General features: G+C 72.5%; 16 protein-coding genes. 8 read left to right on the top strand and 8 right to left on the bottom strand.

All coding sequences use genetic code 11. The features are described from left to right. Position 1: 1 nt before the first annotated feature. Positions 2–1,240 carry a nucleotide sugar dehydrogenase gene (locus FLX08_RS24740; RefSeq protein ID WP_142621833.1) on the bottom strand — a complete coding sequence of 413 codons (1,239 nt, stop codon included), beginning with the start codon at positions 1,238–1,240 and terminating at the stop codon, positions 2–4. A 166-nt stretch (positions 1,241–1,406) separates the two neighbouring features. Here FLX08_RS24740 and FLX08_RS24735 point away from each other — a divergent pair, with 166 nt between their 5' ends. Further along, entirely contained in the window at positions 1,407–2,576 is a 1,170-nt protein-coding gene (locus FLX08_RS24735; RefSeq protein ID WP_142621831.1) for a glycosyltransferase, read from the top strand. Then, positions 2,573–3,667, top strand: coding sequence for an MraY family glycosyltransferase (locus tag FLX08_RS24730; RefSeq protein ID WP_142621829.1), 1,095 nt, complete (start codon positions 2,573–2,575; stop codon positions 3,665–3,667). The genes FLX08_RS24735 and FLX08_RS24730 overlap by 4 nt, the downstream gene beginning before the upstream one ends. Positions 3,668–3,673: 6 nt before the next feature. On the opposite strand, the gene FLX08_RS24725 is transcribed toward FLX08_RS24730, so the two are convergent. After that, entirely contained in the window at positions 3,674–4,894 is a 1,221-nt protein-coding gene (locus FLX08_RS24725) for an ABC transporter ATP-binding protein (protein WP_142621827.1), read from the bottom strand. A gap of 124 nt (positions 4,895–5,018) precedes the next feature. Here FLX08_RS24725 and FLX08_RS24720 point away from each other — a divergent pair, with 124 nt between their 5' ends. Beyond that, on the top strand, positions 5,019–6,023 hold the full coding sequence (locus tag FLX08_RS24720) for a LacI family DNA-binding transcriptional regulator (protein WP_142621825.1): 1,005 nt from the start codon (positions 5,019–5,021) through the stop codon (positions 6,021–6,023). Here FLX08_RS24720 and FLX08_RS24715 read toward each other — a convergent pair. Beyond that, on the bottom strand, positions 6,013–6,501 hold the full coding sequence (locus tag FLX08_RS24715) for a glutathione peroxidase (RefSeq protein ID WP_142621823.1): 489 nt from the start codon (positions 6,499–6,501) through the stop codon (positions 6,013–6,015). The two genes, FLX08_RS24720 and FLX08_RS24715, sit on opposite strands and share 11 nt — an antisense overlap. Before the next feature lie 318 nt (positions 6,502–6,819). On the opposite strand from FLX08_RS24715, the gene FLX08_RS24710 reads away from it, so the two are divergent. Beyond that, positions 6,820–7,359, top strand: a complete 540-nt coding sequence (locus tag FLX08_RS24710; RefSeq protein ID WP_244312867.1) for an aggregation-promoting factor C-terminal-like domain-containing protein — start codon at positions 6,820–6,822, stop codon at positions 7,357–7,359. Between the two features lie 23 nt (positions 7,360–7,382). On the opposite strand, the gene FLX08_RS24705 is transcribed toward FLX08_RS24710, so the two are convergent. After that, entirely contained in the window at positions 7,383–8,075 is a 693-nt protein-coding gene (locus FLX08_RS24705) for a TetR/AcrR family transcriptional regulator (RefSeq protein WP_142621821.1), read from the bottom strand. A 103-nt stretch (positions 8,076–8,178) separates the two neighbouring features. Here FLX08_RS24705 and FLX08_RS24700 point away from each other — a divergent pair, with 103 nt between their 5' ends. From FLX08_RS24700 to FLX08_RS24690, 3 genes are all read left to right on the top strand, one after another. Continuing rightward, positions 8,179–9,291, top strand: coding sequence for a ferritin-like domain-containing protein (locus FLX08_RS24700; RefSeq protein ID WP_142621819.1), 1,113 nt, complete (start codon positions 8,179–8,181; stop codon positions 9,289–9,291). Positions 9,292–9,406: 115 nt separating this feature from the next. Further along, positions 9,407–9,970 (top strand): hypothetical protein, encoded by a 564-nt coding sequence (locus FLX08_RS24695; protein ID WP_142621817.1) that lies wholly within the window; start codon positions 9,407–9,409, stop codon positions 9,968–9,970. Next, positions 9,970–10,839, top strand: a complete 870-nt coding sequence (locus FLX08_RS24690; protein ID WP_142621815.1) for a hypothetical protein — start codon at positions 9,970–9,972, stop codon at positions 10,837–10,839. Before FLX08_RS24695 ends, FLX08_RS24690 begins: the two co-directional genes overlap by 1 nt. Positions 10,840–10,941: 102 nt before the next feature. On the opposite strand, the gene FLX08_RS24685 is transcribed toward FLX08_RS24690, so the two are convergent. Further along, positions 10,942–11,268 (bottom strand): DUF202 domain-containing protein, encoded by a 327-nt coding sequence (locus FLX08_RS24685; protein ID WP_244312866.1) that lies wholly within the window; start codon positions 11,266–11,268, stop codon positions 10,942–10,944. 7 nt (positions 11,269–11,275) lie between these two features. Beyond that, a complete protein-coding gene (locus FLX08_RS24680) occupies positions 11,276–11,611 on the bottom strand; it encodes a YidH family protein (RefSeq protein ID WP_142621811.1) in 336 nt (111 codons plus the stop codon). 303 nt (positions 11,612–11,914) lie between these two features. On the opposite strand from FLX08_RS24680, the gene FLX08_RS42325 reads away from it, so the two are divergent. After that, the gene (locus FLX08_RS42325) at positions 11,915–12,094 is read left to right on the top strand and encodes a hypothetical protein (RefSeq protein ID WP_142621809.1); all 180 of its coding nucleotides are present in this window, start codon (positions 11,915–11,917) and stop codon (positions 12,092–12,094) included. Here the strand turns inward: FLX08_RS42325 and FLX08_RS24670 are convergent. Beyond that, positions 12,075–12,440: an NAD-glutamate dehydrogenase gene (locus FLX08_RS24670; RefSeq protein ID WP_142621807.1), complete on the bottom strand. Its 366-nt coding sequence runs from the start codon at positions 12,438–12,440 to the stop codon at positions 12,075–12,077. The two genes, FLX08_RS42325 and FLX08_RS24670, sit on opposite strands and share 20 nt — an antisense overlap. A 168-nt stretch (positions 12,441–12,608) precedes the next feature. Next, positions 12,609–13,325 (bottom strand): ferritin-like domain-containing protein, encoded by a 717-nt coding sequence (locus tag FLX08_RS24665; protein WP_142621805.1) that lies wholly within the window; start codon positions 13,323–13,325, stop codon positions 12,609–12,611. Between the last annotated feature and the right edge of the window lie 10 nt (positions 13,326–13,335).

Raw genomic sequence — 13,335 nt, 5'->3', positions numbered from 1 at the left:
GTCACAGCCGTTCGACGTTCGGGCCGCGGCAGCGGCCCCGGGTGTCGAAGACGAACCGGCTGGCCCGCTGCACCAGGTCGTAGTCGTAGCAGTCCTGCCCGCCGAGCACGACGACCGCGTCGGCCCTGGCCAGCTCGGCGGCGTCCGGCTCGACCACCTCGACCCCCGCGGGTACGACGAAATCGTCGGCACAGCAGTCGCCGGCACGGGGGTCCGCGGCCCGCACCCGGGCGCCGAGCCGGCACAGCGTCTTGGCCACCTCGACCGGCGAAAGCCCCAGCAGCAGGATCCTGCTGCCCCTGATCGAGCGGCACCTCCGGTTCAGCGCGAGGCCGAGCCGGTCGACCACCTGGGCGGGCATGTGCGCGTTGACGTCGTTGGCCGCCTCGACCAGACGGAAGCCCCGCCCCACGCCGCGCCGCATCCCCCACGGCAGGTACGTCACGTCGAGCGGCAGGCAGGGATCCTCGATCCCCGGGCAGGGCGCCGCGGCGGCGTGCCCGAAGGGCGTCGTGGCGGCGGCCTCGACCGCCTCCCACACGTCCACGCCGAGATGCGCCGCGAAGATCGACAGCTCGTTCGCCAGGGCGGCGCCGACGTGCGCGCGGGCGCTCTCCACCAGCGCGCACAGCTCCGACACCCGGAGCGAGGAGACCGGGACGGTCTCCCGCACCAGCCTGCCGTAGAAGTCCGTCACCGCCCGGAGCGAGGCCGCGTCGAGGCCCGAGACGACCTTGGGCGTGTTGCCGAGCCGCCAGCGCGGGTTGCCCGGGTCGGCCCGGTGCGGGCTGTGGCCGAGGTGGAAGTCCTCCCCCGCGCGCAGTCCCGACCCCTGTTCGAGCAGCGGCCGTGCGAACTCCTCGGTGGTGCCGGGATAGGCGGTGCCCTCCAGCACCACGGTCGCCCCCGGCCGCAGGAACGGGGCGATCCGGCGGACCGCCGAGCCGAGCGGACCGAGGTCGGGCGCACCGCCCCGCATCCGTACGGGCGAGGTGAGCACGCAGACGTCGAACCCGGTGGCGTCGGCCGCGTCGGCGCTGGCCGCGTACCTGCCGGAGGCGTGCGCGGCGGCGAGCGCGCCCGCGCCGACGCCCTCGGCACACGGCTCCCCCGCGTTGAGCCGCTTGACCCGCCACCCGTCCTCGTCGAGGCCGACGACGCGGAATCCCGCCTCCACGGCGCGCATCGCCAGGGGCAGCCCGGCCGGGCCCTGGCCCACGACCACCAGCTTCTCCGCCACGCTACGACTGTAGGAGTGATCCCTCCGCCGCCCCCGGGATTGGCGGACGCGACGGCTGTAAGGCTTGGGTACGGATAGGGAAAAGTCTCTTCCGGCGGCGTCCGGGAGCCCAATCGGGAGTGGGACCGCGGACTAGCTTCTCCGACATGATCAGGGAGGAGCCAGCATGAAACCGGACGACCGGATTCGTGTCATGGAAATAATCGCCCGGATGAACGTGAGCGGTCCCGCCACCCAGGTCACGGGGTTGTGCGAGCGGCTCAGCCCGGTGGAGTTCGACCACCGCCTTTACACCGGATACGTCGACGGCGGCGAAGGCGACCACCTGCAGCTTCGCGACGCGACGATCCCGGTCCACCGGGTGCCGGGCCTCGGCCGCGCGATCAAACCGGCCGACGACTACCGGGCCCTGTTCCGGCTGACGAACGCGATGCGCGAGTTCAAGCCACATATCGTGCACACCAGGACCACCAAGGCGGGCGCGCTCGGCCGCCTCGCGGTGCGGCTGTCGGGGGTCGGGGCCGCCCGGGTGCACAGCTACCACGGCCACCTCCTCGACGGACAGCTCTCCCGCCTCCGGCGGGCCGTCTACGTGCGCACGGAGCGGCGGCTGGCGAAGATGACCGACCGCCTCGTCACGGTCGGCGCCCGGGTGCGCGACGACCTCCTCGCGGCCGGGATCGGCCGGCCCGAGCAGTACGTCGTCATCCCGCCCGGCGTCGAGCTCGCCCCGCCGCCCGAGCGTGCCCAGGCCCGCGCCGCGCTGGGCGTCCCGCTGGACGCGCCGATCGTGGCGTACGTCGGCAGGCTGAAGAAGGCCAAACGGCCCGACCGGCTCGCGGAGGTCGCCAAGGCGGTCCTGGCCCGGCTGCCCGGCGCCCGGTTCCTCATCTGCGGCAGCGGCGAGCTGAAGGAGGAGGTGGAGCGGGCCGTCATGCCGATGTGGGAGTCGTTCCGGCTGCTCGGCTGGCGGCGCGACGTCGAGACCGTGTACGCCGCGGCCGACGTGGTGCTGCTCACCTCCGACAGCGAGGGCACGCCGCTTGCGCTCGTGGAGGCCGGAATGGCGGGCCTGCCGGTGGTGGCCACGCGTGTCGGCAGCGTTCCCGAGGTCGTCATGGACCACCGCACGGGGTTCCTGACCGAGCCCGACCCGGACGAGATGGCCGACCGCGTCGTACGGCTGCTGGTGGACCCCGGCCTGGCGCGGCGGATGGGCGAGTCGGCCCGGACGTGGACCGGGCGGGCGTTCTGCGTGGACCGGCTGGTGGCCGACACCGAGGCCCTCTATCGGACGCTGCGCGGCGCGACGCGGTCGGAGGTGGGCAGCCGATGACGCCCCTTCCGGCGCTGGCGCCCGCGCTCGCGGGAGCGGTCGCCTGCCTGCTCGCCGCCGTGTGCCTGCGCCCGGTGCGGCGCGCGGTGCCCTACCTGACCGGGATGACGCTGGCGGCGGCCACGGCGGGCGCCCTGATGACGGCCTACGGCGCGCCCGACCGGTGGGTGAGCGCGATCCTGCTGGCCGCCGCCGCCGTGGCGCTGCTCGGGCTCATCGCGAACGTGGGCGCGCTGCCGCTCGTCACGCGGCTCATCGTGGAGTCGCTGGCGGCGGGCGGGGTCGTGCTGTGCGGCGTCCAGGTGACGCTGACGGGCGACTGGCTCGACGGACCGGTCAGCGTGATGTGGATCGTCGCGATGACCAACGCGTACGGGCTGCTCGACCGGCTCGGCGGCGCGCTCGCCGCGGTCGCCGCCGTCACCGGCGCGTTTCTCGCCGTGACGGCGCTCGTGCTGGGCGACCCGGCCCTCGCGGTGCTCCCGGCCGCCCTGGCCGGGGCGTGCCTCGGCGCCCTCCCGTACGGCAGGGCGCGGGGCAGGGTCCGGCTCGGGCCGTCCGGCTCGCTGTTCGCCGGGTTCGTCCTGACCTGCACGGCCGCCGGGCTGACGGCCGGGCGCGGCACGGCCGTGATCGCGGCCGGGCTGCTGCTGCCGGCGCTGGCCGCCATCGTGGGGGCCGGGGCGTACGCCGCCCGCCGGCCCCGGCGCGCGAGCCGGCCTACCGGACCGGCACGCAAGGCGGCGCCCGCGCTGTGCGGCGTCTCGGCCGGCACCGGGACGGCCGGGCTCGCGGTCGCGCTCGGCTGGGTGCCCGCGGGCGCCGCGGCCACGGCCACCGCCGCGACCGCCGCCGCGGTGCTCTGCTGCACGCCCCTCAGGCACGGCCTGCTCACGCGCCTCCAGCACGGGTCCGACTCGGGGCGCCTCCGGCGCGGATCGAATTCGGCGCGCCTCCGGCGCGACCACTCGGAGCGTGCGAGGTGGACGTCGTCGCGGATGACGGCCGGCGAGGATCGGCCGCGCGGGCCCGTGCCGCGCCCGCGCTCCGCAGCCGGAAATCCCCCGCCGCGCGTCGTGCGGCGGGGGTGACCGGGATCAGCGGCCGATGTTGGCCTCGTGGCCGATGGACAGGCCCGAGTCGACGTCGAAGAAGTGCAGGTTGTGCGTGTCGACGACGAGCTCGATCTCCTGGCCGGGACGGACGTGGCTGCGGGCGTTGACACGCGCGGTCCACAGCGACTTGTCGCCGGTCAGCGGCAGCGTCGTCTCCTCGTCGTCGCCGTCGTTGGCGGCGGCCACGGTGTCCTTGTGCTCGACCGGCGGGGCGTCGATCGTGAACAGGACGTTGATCTCCGAGCCCAGCTCCTCGGTGACGTTGGCGCGGACGGGGATGCGCACCCACCCGGCGCTGTTGCCGCTGGCCGAACCGGCGTCCTCGAAGTCGGAGGGCCGGATGCCGAGGATGATCTTGCGGCCGATGTAGCGGTCGAGACCCGGCTTCTCCGCGAAGGTCGAGTCGGGGACGGGGAGACGGTAGCCGGCGAAGGCCACGGCCGCGCCGCCGTTGTCGCGGACCAGCTCCGCGTAGGTGAAGTTCATGGCCGGGGAGCCCATGAAGCCCGCGACGAACAGGTTGACCGGGTCGTCGAACAGGTTCTGCGGGGTGTCCACCTGCTGGAGCACGCCGTCGCGCAGGACGCAGACGCGGTCGCCGAGGGTCATGGCCTCGACCTGGTCGTGGGTGACGTACACCGTGGTGACGCCCAGGCGCTCGTGAAGCTGGTTCAGCGAGGCGCGCATGGAGACGCGGAGCTTGGCGTCCAGGTTGGACAGCGGCTCGTCCATGAGGAAGGCCTGGGGCTCGCGGACGATGGCGCGGCCCATCGCGACACGCTGGCGCTGACCGCCGGACAGGGCGGCCGGCTTGCGCTTGAGGTACTGCTCCAGGCCGAGCATGCGGGCGGCATCGTTGACCCGCTTCTGGATCTCCGGCTTCGACATCTTGCGCAGCTTGAGACCGAAGGCGAGGTTCTCCTCGACCGTCATGTGCGGGTAGAGCGCGTAGTTCTGGAAGACCATGGCGATGTCGCGGTCCTTCGGGGGAAGGTGGTTCACGACACGGTCACCGATGACGATCTCGCCGCCGCTGATGTCCTCCAGGCCGGCGATCATCCGCAGGGCGGTGGACTTGCCACAACCCGACGGGCCGACCAGCACCATGAACTCGCCGTCCTTGATCTCCAGGTTGAGGCCGTTGACGGCCTTCACCCCGCCCGCGTAGATCTTGTCGACGTTGTTCAGAACGATTGCAGCCATCCCCAGTCCTTCGCGTTCCCGAGCCAAGATGATGTGGATACGTTTTCATGACTCTCCCGTGAAATACCGCCTATTGTCAAGATTTCGGTGGCAAGGCCCATGGAACCATGATGGAATCGTTTCCATGAGCGGTCCAGCGCAGCGGCGGATAACCATCAAGGAAGTGGCGGAGGCGGCCGGGGTCGGGGTGGCCACGGTGTCCCGGGTCCTGTCGGGCGGCTCGGCGAGCGCGGAGACGCGCGAGAAGGTGCTCGCCGCGGCGGCGCGGCTCGACTACCGGCCGAGCGCGCTGGGACGCAACCTGAGGCGCCAGCGGACGGGCGGCATCGGACTGCTGGTCCCCGACATCACCGACAGCTTCTACGCGCGGCTGGCCGACGGCGTGCTGTCCTGCGCCCGCTCGTACGGCGAGCCCGTCACGGTGGGGGTCACCGGCGACGACCCTGAGCGGGAGGCCGAGCTGATCGGCACGCTCATCGAGCAGAGCATGGACCGGCTCATCGCGGTGCCGTCCGGGGACGGCGAGACGTGGGGGCTCGCGCTGCGCGCCGGGCTGAACGTCGTGTTCGCCGACCGGCGGGTGCGCGCGGACGTGCCCAGCGTGGTGCCCGACGACCGGGCCGGGGTGCTGACGGCCGTGGAATACCTGGCCGGGCTCGGCCACCGGAAGATCGCCTACCTCGGCCGGCACGGCCAGTCGCAGCGGGTGGCCGCGTTCACCTCGGCGATCGCCTCGCTGGGCCTGCCCGCCGACCGCGATCTGGTCGTGCACGCCCGGTCGAGCCGCGACTCCGCGTACGCGGCCGCCGCGGGCCTGCTGCAGCACCGCGCCGACGTCACGGCGGTCATCGCGGGCGGCAACGTGCTGGGCGAGGCGGCCGTGCTGGCCGCCCGCGAGCTGGACGTGCGCATCCCCAAGGACGTGTCGCTCATCATGTTCGACGACGTGCCCTGGGCCGAGCTGTGCTCCCCGCCGCTGACGGTCATCGCCCAGCCGGCCCAGGACATCGGCTACCGCGCCGCCGAGCTGGTGCTGCGGCACGGCAGGCGCCCTCCGGCCGTCACGCTGCCCACCCAGCTCGTCGTGCGGGCGAGCTGCGGGCCGAAGGTCTCGGCGCCTAGGAGATGACCTTCTCGATCGCCTCGGCGATCTCCGGGGCCTCGGGGACCACACGGGGGCGGAACCGCGCGGCCACCCGGCCGTCGGCGGCGACGAGGAACTTCTCGAAGTTCCACTGGATGTCGCCCGCCTCGCCCTCCGCGTCGGGGGTCTCGGTCAGCTCGGCGTAGAGGGGGTGCCGCTCCGCGCCGTTGACCTCGGTCTTCTCCAGAAGCGGGAAGTCCACGCCGTAGGTCGTGGAGCAGAACTCCTTGATCTCCTCCGCAGAGCCGGGCTCCTGGCCCATGAACTGGTTGCAGGGCACGCCGACGACCGTGAACCCCCTGCCGGCGTACGCCCGCTGGAGGGCGACCAGGCCCTCGTACTGGGGGGTCAGCCCGCACCTGGACGCCACGTTGACCACCAGGGCGGCCCCTCCGCCGAGCAGGTCGCCGAGGGTCGTGCTCTCGCCGTCGATCGTGGTCACCGGAATCTTGAGAACGCTCATGTCCGCACCCTAAACGAGCGTCGCGTGGGATCTCGCCGCAGGGCGGGCCGCGCCGCGCACGGTAAGCCGGGGCTTGTAGAAGGGTCGGCGTTGGGGGGCGGATCGGCAAAGAACCGTCCGCGGCGTGCCGCAGATGCCGCCGGAAAGGCGGGCGGCCGTATTTCAATCCGCGTGAGGACCCGTCGCGGTGCCCGCCGGAAGCTCTTGATGATCCGGTGCGGGCCGAGCGGACGGCGGCGCCCACGCCATGGGCGCGCGACCGCGCGGCGGGCGCACGCGCGCCCGCCTTCCGCACGCGACCCGACGACAAGGACCGATTTGGACAGCAACAGCGTTCTACGCAGCACAGTCGCCGCCGTCATCGCGGCCACCGTGGCGGGTGGCGGGAGCGGAGTGGCCTGGGCCGGCGAGTGGGCCGCCCAGGCAGGGACCGGAGAGACGGCGCAGACCGGGGAGACGGCACGCACCGGAGAGAGCGTGCGGCCCGTCACCCACGTCGGAATGTGGACGACACCGGTGACGGCACAGCCGCCCCGGTTCCGCCGGGCGCCGGCGAAGCTCCGCAGCAAGGCGTACGCCTTCCGGCTCGTCACCCGCAACACGTGGTCGGGCGAGCAGTTCCAGTGTCTCGACAGCCTCTGGACCAGGGAGAGCAACTGGGATCACCGGGCCTACAACCCGGGCTCGGGCGCCTACGGCATCCCGCAGGCGCTGCCCGGTCACAAGATGGGCTACGCCGGCAACGACTGGCGGTTCAACCCGCAGACCCAGATCAAGTGGGGGCTGCGATACATCAAGGGCCGATACGGCTCGCCGTGCGGCGCATGGGGCCACTTCCGGTCCCACAACTGGTACTGACCCGGGCGGAGGCGCCCGGCGGCCTACTGCCGGGCGCCTCCACGACCGGCCCGCTCGCCGCCGCGCTCGCCCTCCCCGCCGCCGGTCCTGGCGCCCGCCCGCGCCGCGGCCCGTACGGCCATCGCCTGGACCAGCAGCTCCAGGCCGAACTCGAACTCCTCGTCGTGGTCGCAGGAGTCCAGCTGCGGCCGCAGCTCGCTCACCAGCGGAAACAGCGCCGGATCGACCTCGGCGACGGCCGCGCCGGCCCGTACGGGGGCGAACGTGGGGGTCACCCCCACCTCCCGCAGCAGCGAGCCGACGACATAGGCGATGAACATCCGCAGCATCCGGACGGCCTCTCCGCCGTCGAAGCCCGCCTCGCGCAGGGTCGCCAGGGCGCGCTCCACCGGGAGAAGCCCCGCCGTCGAGTTCAGCTGCCTGCTCACCACGACCATCGTGGAACGGGGATAGTGATGGGCGATGCGCCGGAAGGCCCGCGCCTGGATGCGCACCCGCTCGGTCCAGTGTGCGGACGGGTCGTCGGTGAAGCCGATCCGCGACAGCACGTCCTCGGCGACCGCGTCGAGCAGCGCGGCCTTGCTCGGCACGTGGTTGTACAGCGACATGACGCCGACGCCCAGCTCGGCGGCGATCCTGCGCATCGAGACGGCGTCGGCGCCCTCTCTCTCGATGAGCTCCACGGCGGCGGTCACGATGCGGGTGCGGTTGAGCATGACCGAATCCTCTCGCCGCCGCGCGTTCTCCGTCCATTGACGTACGTACAGCGTACGTGACACGCTCGCAGGGATACGTACGGTGTACGTCGAGGGAGGTCCCGTGTCGACCCACGAGCTCTACACCATCCCCGCCGAGCTGTCCACGTGGGACGTGGAGATGACCGGAGCGGCCCGGTTCACCTGGGAGTACGACAACGGCCGCGACCGGATGCTCGCCCTCTATCAGAAGGGCAAGGACAAGCAGTGGGACTCCGTCAAGCGGATCGACTGGGATCTGGAGGTCGATCCCTGCAACGTCCTCGGCGTCCCCGACACCACGCTCGCCATCTACGGCTCCCCGCTGTGGGAGCGCATGGACGCCCGGCAGCGTGACGAGGTGCGCAGGCACAACGCCGCCTGGCAGTTCTCCCAGTTCCTCCACGGCGAGCAGGGCGCGATGATCTGCTCGGCCCGGATCGTGGAGTCGGTGCCCGACCTCGACTCCAAGTTCTACGCCGCCACCCAGACGATGGACGAGGCGCGGCACGCCGAGACGTACGCGCGGTTCCTCCAGGAGAAGGTCGGGCTCGCCTACCCCATCAACCAGCACCTCAAGGCGCTGCTCGACAGCACGCTGAACGACTCGCGGTGGGACATGCCCTACCTCGGCATGCAGGTGCTGATCGAGGGCCTGGCCCTGGCCGCGTTCGGGGTGATGCGCGACATCGCCACCACACCGTTGCCCAAGCAGATCCTCGCGTACGTGATGCAGGACGAGGCCAGGCACGTGGCGTTCGGCCGGATGGCGCTGCGCGACCACTACCGGAACCTGTCCGAGGCCGAGTTGCGCGAGCGCGAGGACTTCGTCATCGAGGGCTGCTACCTCATGCGCGACCGGCTGCGCGGCGCGGAGATCTGGGAGACCATCGGCCTGTCGCGGCAGGAGTCCGCCGAGGCCATGGAGTGCGTGGACAGGTCGGAGTATCTGCGGCTGTTCCGTGCGCTGCTGTTCAGCCGGATCGTGCCGTGCGTGAAGGACATCGGCCTGTGGAGCCCCCGCCTCCAGAAGGCGTACGCGGACATGGGCGTGCTCGACATGGCCGGGCAGAGCCTCGACGCGCTGATGCGGCAGGACGAGGAGATCGCCGAGCGGCTCGACGCGGAGCGCTTCGCCCGCGAGGAGGAGGAACGGGCGGAGGAGGTCGCCGAGACCATCGCCGCAGCGGACGACTGACCACGGCTGGTGAACCGGCTGGTGAACCTCACGGCCGCGGACGCCGGCCGGTCGATCGGCGAGATTCGCGAGCTTTGTCCACCTGCGTAGGGAATCCTTGCCATACTCCCTCTTCGTGACTGTAGAGCTGACGCAGAGTGGCCGCGGGTCTCGCCACGTCGTGGTCGGGGTGATCGGCCTGGTCCTCTTCCTGCTCGCCGGGGCGGGCGGGTTCGCCGTCGCGTCCGGCTATCGCGGACAGGACACGAAATACTGCGGCCACGAGTGCGTTCCGGGGCTCAAGATCGGCACCGTGGTCGAGGCGCTGCAGGGCCAGGGGCACACCTGCGCCGACAAGAGGCAGATCTGGTCCTGCGAGCTGAAGATCGGCAAAGTGCGCTTCGAAGCGGACCTCTTCCGGGTCGCCAATGTGACGGACTTCTACGAGTACATCGGCAAGGTCGAGGCGCGGATCGTCAACCCCGACAGCACCACGGCGGCGGCCGGGCTGGACTACATGTCGTGGTTCGCGACGCTTCCGCACCGCGACGACCCCTCGACCGCCAAGAAGGTCGGGGGCTGGCTGGCCGAGCAGATCACGGGCGACGGGGACGTGACCTACGTCCTCGACTGGGAGTACACGCTGGAGCGGGAGCAGAACACCCGGTCCGTCGAACTGACGATGAAGAGGAGATATTGATGGCGGCTCCACCCGGCTGGCCGTACTCTCCCGACGGCAGGTTCTGGTGGGACGGCGCCGCGTGGCAGCCGGTGCAGGCCGCGCCTCCGGGCGGCCCCGGTCAGCCCGGCCTCGCCGTGCCACCCCCTCCGGGCGCTCAAGCACAGCCGGGCCTCGCCGTGCCACCGCCGCCGGGGCCGCAGGCGGCTCAGCCGTACGCCGCCGGGCGGCAGGCGTGGACACCGGCGCACCATCCTGCGGGGCCGCCCGGTTCCGGGGCTTCCGTCCCGGTCCCGCCCGGACCGGACGCGCCGCGCCGCCGGGGAACAGCGGTGTTCGCGCTGGTCACGGCCGGCGTGCTGATCGCGGCGCTGGCGCTGGGCGGGGTCGCGGGCGCCGCCGTGGGACTCGCGACCACCGAGCCGGTGACGGACGACCGCGCGCCGTCCTTCCCCGGAAGGTTCCCCTCGGAAAAGCAGCGTTACCTGCCCAAGGTGACCGTCAACATGGTCGCGGGAAACTGGCTGCAGGCGGCCAATGCCTGGAGATGCGCGAGGTCCACGGCGACCGATCCGGTGACCGGCGCCACCATGAACACGATCTGCCGGCCGGGCGACGCCTCCCGCATGTCCGTCTCGATCTGGCACGACGGGCCGGACAAGGTGCTCTCGGTGAAGGCCCGTTGCGATCTCGGCGTCGGATCGAAGGCGTGCACGAGCCTGTTCGCCATGATGGCGGACACCCTGCTGTCTCCCGACCCGACCCTGCGCGCGCAGGCGGAGAGCTGGGCGAAGAAGAACGCGGTCAAGGCGGCGGTGACGTCCGTCGGCGGCGTCCGGCTGGAGACCGCCGTGCGCCCGCACACCATGGAGGCCGTGCGGGCGATCTGAGCTCTCACTTCACGATCGCCGTGACGACTCGGATGCGGTGACGTGCCGCTCCCGTCTCGTGGCGCGGGACGGTTTCGCCTGCCTGCGCGGGACGTGCGGTGTTCACAGGGCCAGGGCGAGCACCATGATCAGCGCCGCGGCGGCGACGGCGAGCGCGCCGGCCCAGGCGATGCGGGCGTCCCTCCGGCCGTCGACCGGGCTCCCCTGCCGCAGCGCCCGTTCCAGGCGGCGGTGGCGGATCCCGGTGCGCAGCAGCAGCACCGCCCCGGCCAGCGCGGCCGCCGCGAAGGGTACGGCGAGGACGGGCAGATCTTGGCGCACCGCGATCCCGGCCGCCGCGATGCCCGAGCCCGCCATGGTCACGGCCGTGCGGACCCAGGCCAGGCGGGTCCGCTCGCTGTGCAGGCCCGGCCTCGGCTCGCCGCTCACGCGCCGATCACCGTTCCAGGAGGATGAGGAGGAGGGCCAGTACGGCCACCCCGGCCACGCCATACCCGAACATGGGGGCCAAAGCGGGCGGCGGGAGCGCGCGATCCTGCCGGAGCGCCCGATCGATGTGCCGCCAGCGGGGATAGGCCGAGCCCGCCGCGACGGCGGACAGCAGCACGAGCACGACCGCGAGCAGCGTGCGCACCCACGGCACGAAGACCTCGCCGGGGACGACCGCGATGGCGATGCCGCCCGCGCTCAGCGCGAGGGAGGTGCTGATCCAGGTGAGGAACGTGCGCTCGTTGGCGAGGACGAAGCGGGGGTCGGGTTCGTTCTCTTCCATGCGATAACGCTATTTCTGCCCCTTTTCCCCTAGATTTGCCGGGTTGCCACTTCTGCCGCGAGTGGGACGACGCCACCCGCGTCGTCGTGGCGGCCAGGTGCCGCAACCTGTCCTCCGGCTCCGAACCGGGCTCGGCGGCGAACAGGTCCATCCCCTGCAGCTCGGGGTCGCCGGGCAGGCCGACGAGCTCGGCCGACAGCCGCAGCTCGCCCACGACCGGGTGGCCGAGGACGTAGTCGCACCGCGCCTCGGGTTGCGCGGCACCTGGTCCTCGGCGTCGCCGTGGGCGCCGCTGGAACGGCGATGCCGGCGTGGCGGCTGCCGGCCGGCGGCTCCTACCTCGGCCTGCTGACCGGTCTGGCCGGCTTCGGCCTGGGCGCGGCCACCGCGGACGGCCTGCGCTCGGCCGTCCTGGTCGCCGCCGTGGGCCGCCTGAGCGGACGGAGCGGCGCAGGCGGCCGGGTCAGAGGCAGGCCTGGCTGACCTCGCGCAGGTAGGTCGCGCCGTCGGTGGCGACCTTCTGCGCCGCGTCCACCGCCCCGTTGGCGTCGTCGACATCGAGCTTCTGGAGGCTGTCGGCCAGCCCCTGAAGGGCGTCCCTGAGCGTGGTGTCGGCGGCCTTGTTCGCCATGTCCTCCAGGTTGGCCGCGCCGTCCTCGATCTTCTTGCGCATGGCGTCGGGGTCGTTCACGACCGCGCCGATGTCGCTGATGGTCCGGCTGACCAGTTGCGTCGCCTCGGCGCACGTCTGCGCCTTGTCCGCGGTCGCGCAGCCGGAGGTGAACAGGACGGCAGCCGCGCAGGCGGCGGCGAACGGGAGGAGTCGCATGCCGATCACCCTACCCAACGGCGGCCCGGCCGCCGTGACACCGGATCCCGCCCCCCCGGGGCCCTCCGCGCTCACCCGTCATCGGCCCGCCGTCACGCGGCCGTCCCCCGTCATCACCTCACCATCACCCCGCCATCACCCCGCCATCGCCTCACCATCACCCCGCCATCACCCCGCCATCACCTCGGCGACGATCGCGCGGAAGTACCCCGCGACCTCGCGGGCGAAGGCGGTCCTGGACACTCCGGCCCCGCCCAGGGCCTCACCGTGATCGAAGGCGACCACGGTCAGCACTCCCGCCAGCAGCGACCACCACAGGGCCGAGGCGATCGCCCGCGACAGCCGGGAGGATCTCCGGAAGGACACCCGCAGCCGGTCGCGGTGGAAGGGCACGTGGCGCAGCTCGTCGGCCAGGATCCGGCCCGCGACCTCCGCGGCGAGCAGGTCCCGGGCGCCGTCGCGCACCGCGCGGTAGTAACCGAGCGCGACCACCTCGGCGAGCATCAGGACCATCAGCTCCATGCGCAGACCGAGGAGCCGCCGCAGCCGTACGAAGACCGTGTCGGTCCAGTGGCCGGCGATCGTCGCCGCGCCCGCCGCCTGCAGGAGCCGGCCCAGCAGGCGGGCGTGCTCGCCCTCCTCGGCGACGAACAGGCGGACCGCCTCCGCGTACACGTGGTCGCCCGCCCGGCGGGCCTTGTCCATGAGGCGGGCGCCGTCGCCGTCCTCGCCCACCTGGAACCGCTGCAGGCTCCGTACGAGGGCGGGCTCCAGCCGTGCTCCCGCGCTCCAGTCGGGGTCGCCCCAGGTGCGCCGCAGCAGCGCCGCGCCCTCGAAGTCGCGTAACCAGGCGGTGAAGTCGCCCGTGTCGACCGTCGTCGTCATGGCCCACGAA

It is taken from the genome of Microbispora hainanensis (assembly GCF_006874475.1).
Classification (GTDB): Bacteria; Actinomycetota; Actinomycetes; order Streptosporangiales; family Streptosporangiaceae; genus Microbispora; species Microbispora hainanensis.
The sequence above is the reverse complement of the archived record's forward strand: the minus strand, read 5'-3'. Positions and strand labels throughout refer to the sequence as shown.

Coding starts and splice junctions, on each gene's coding strand:
- FLX08_RS24680 (WP_142621811.1), bottom strand. CDS start 11,611: ATGGAAGAGAACGAACCCGACCCCCGCTTCGTCCTCGCCAACGAGCGC.
- FLX08_RS24735 (WP_142621831.1), top strand. CDS start 1,407: ATGAAACCGGACGACCGGATTCGTGTCATGGAAATAATCGCCCGGATG.
- FLX08_RS24665 (WP_142621805.1), bottom strand. CDS start 13,325: ATGACGACGACGGTCGACACGGGCGACTTCACCGCCTGGTTACGCGAC.
- FLX08_RS24730 (WP_142621829.1), top strand. CDS start 2,573: ATGACGCCCCTTCCGGCGCTGGCGCCCGCGCTCGCGGGAGCGGTCGCC.
- FLX08_RS24720 (WP_142621825.1), top strand. CDS start 5,019: ATGAGCGGTCCAGCGCAGCGGCGGATAACCATCAAGGAAGTGGCGGAG.
- FLX08_RS42325 (WP_142621809.1), top strand. CDS start 11,915: ATGCCGGCGTGGCGGCTGCCGGCCGGCGGCTCCTACCTCGGCCTGCTG.
- FLX08_RS24715 (WP_142621823.1), bottom strand. CDS start 6,501: ATGAGCGTTCTCAAGATTCCGGTGACCACGATCGACGGCGAGAGCACG.
- FLX08_RS24705 (WP_142621821.1), bottom strand. CDS start 8,075: ATGCTCAACCGCACCCGCATCGTGACCGCCGCCGTGGAGCTCATCGAG.
- FLX08_RS24690 (WP_142621815.1), top strand. CDS start 9,970: ATGGCGGCTCCACCCGGCTGGCCGTACTCTCCCGACGGCAGGTTCTGG.
- FLX08_RS24725 (WP_142621827.1), bottom strand. CDS start 4,894: ATGGCTGCAATCGTTCTGAACAACGTCGACAAGATCTACGCGGGCGGG.
- FLX08_RS24670 (WP_142621807.1), bottom strand. CDS start 12,440: ATGCGACTCCTCCCGTTCGCCGCCGCCTGCGCGGCTGCCGTCCTGTTC.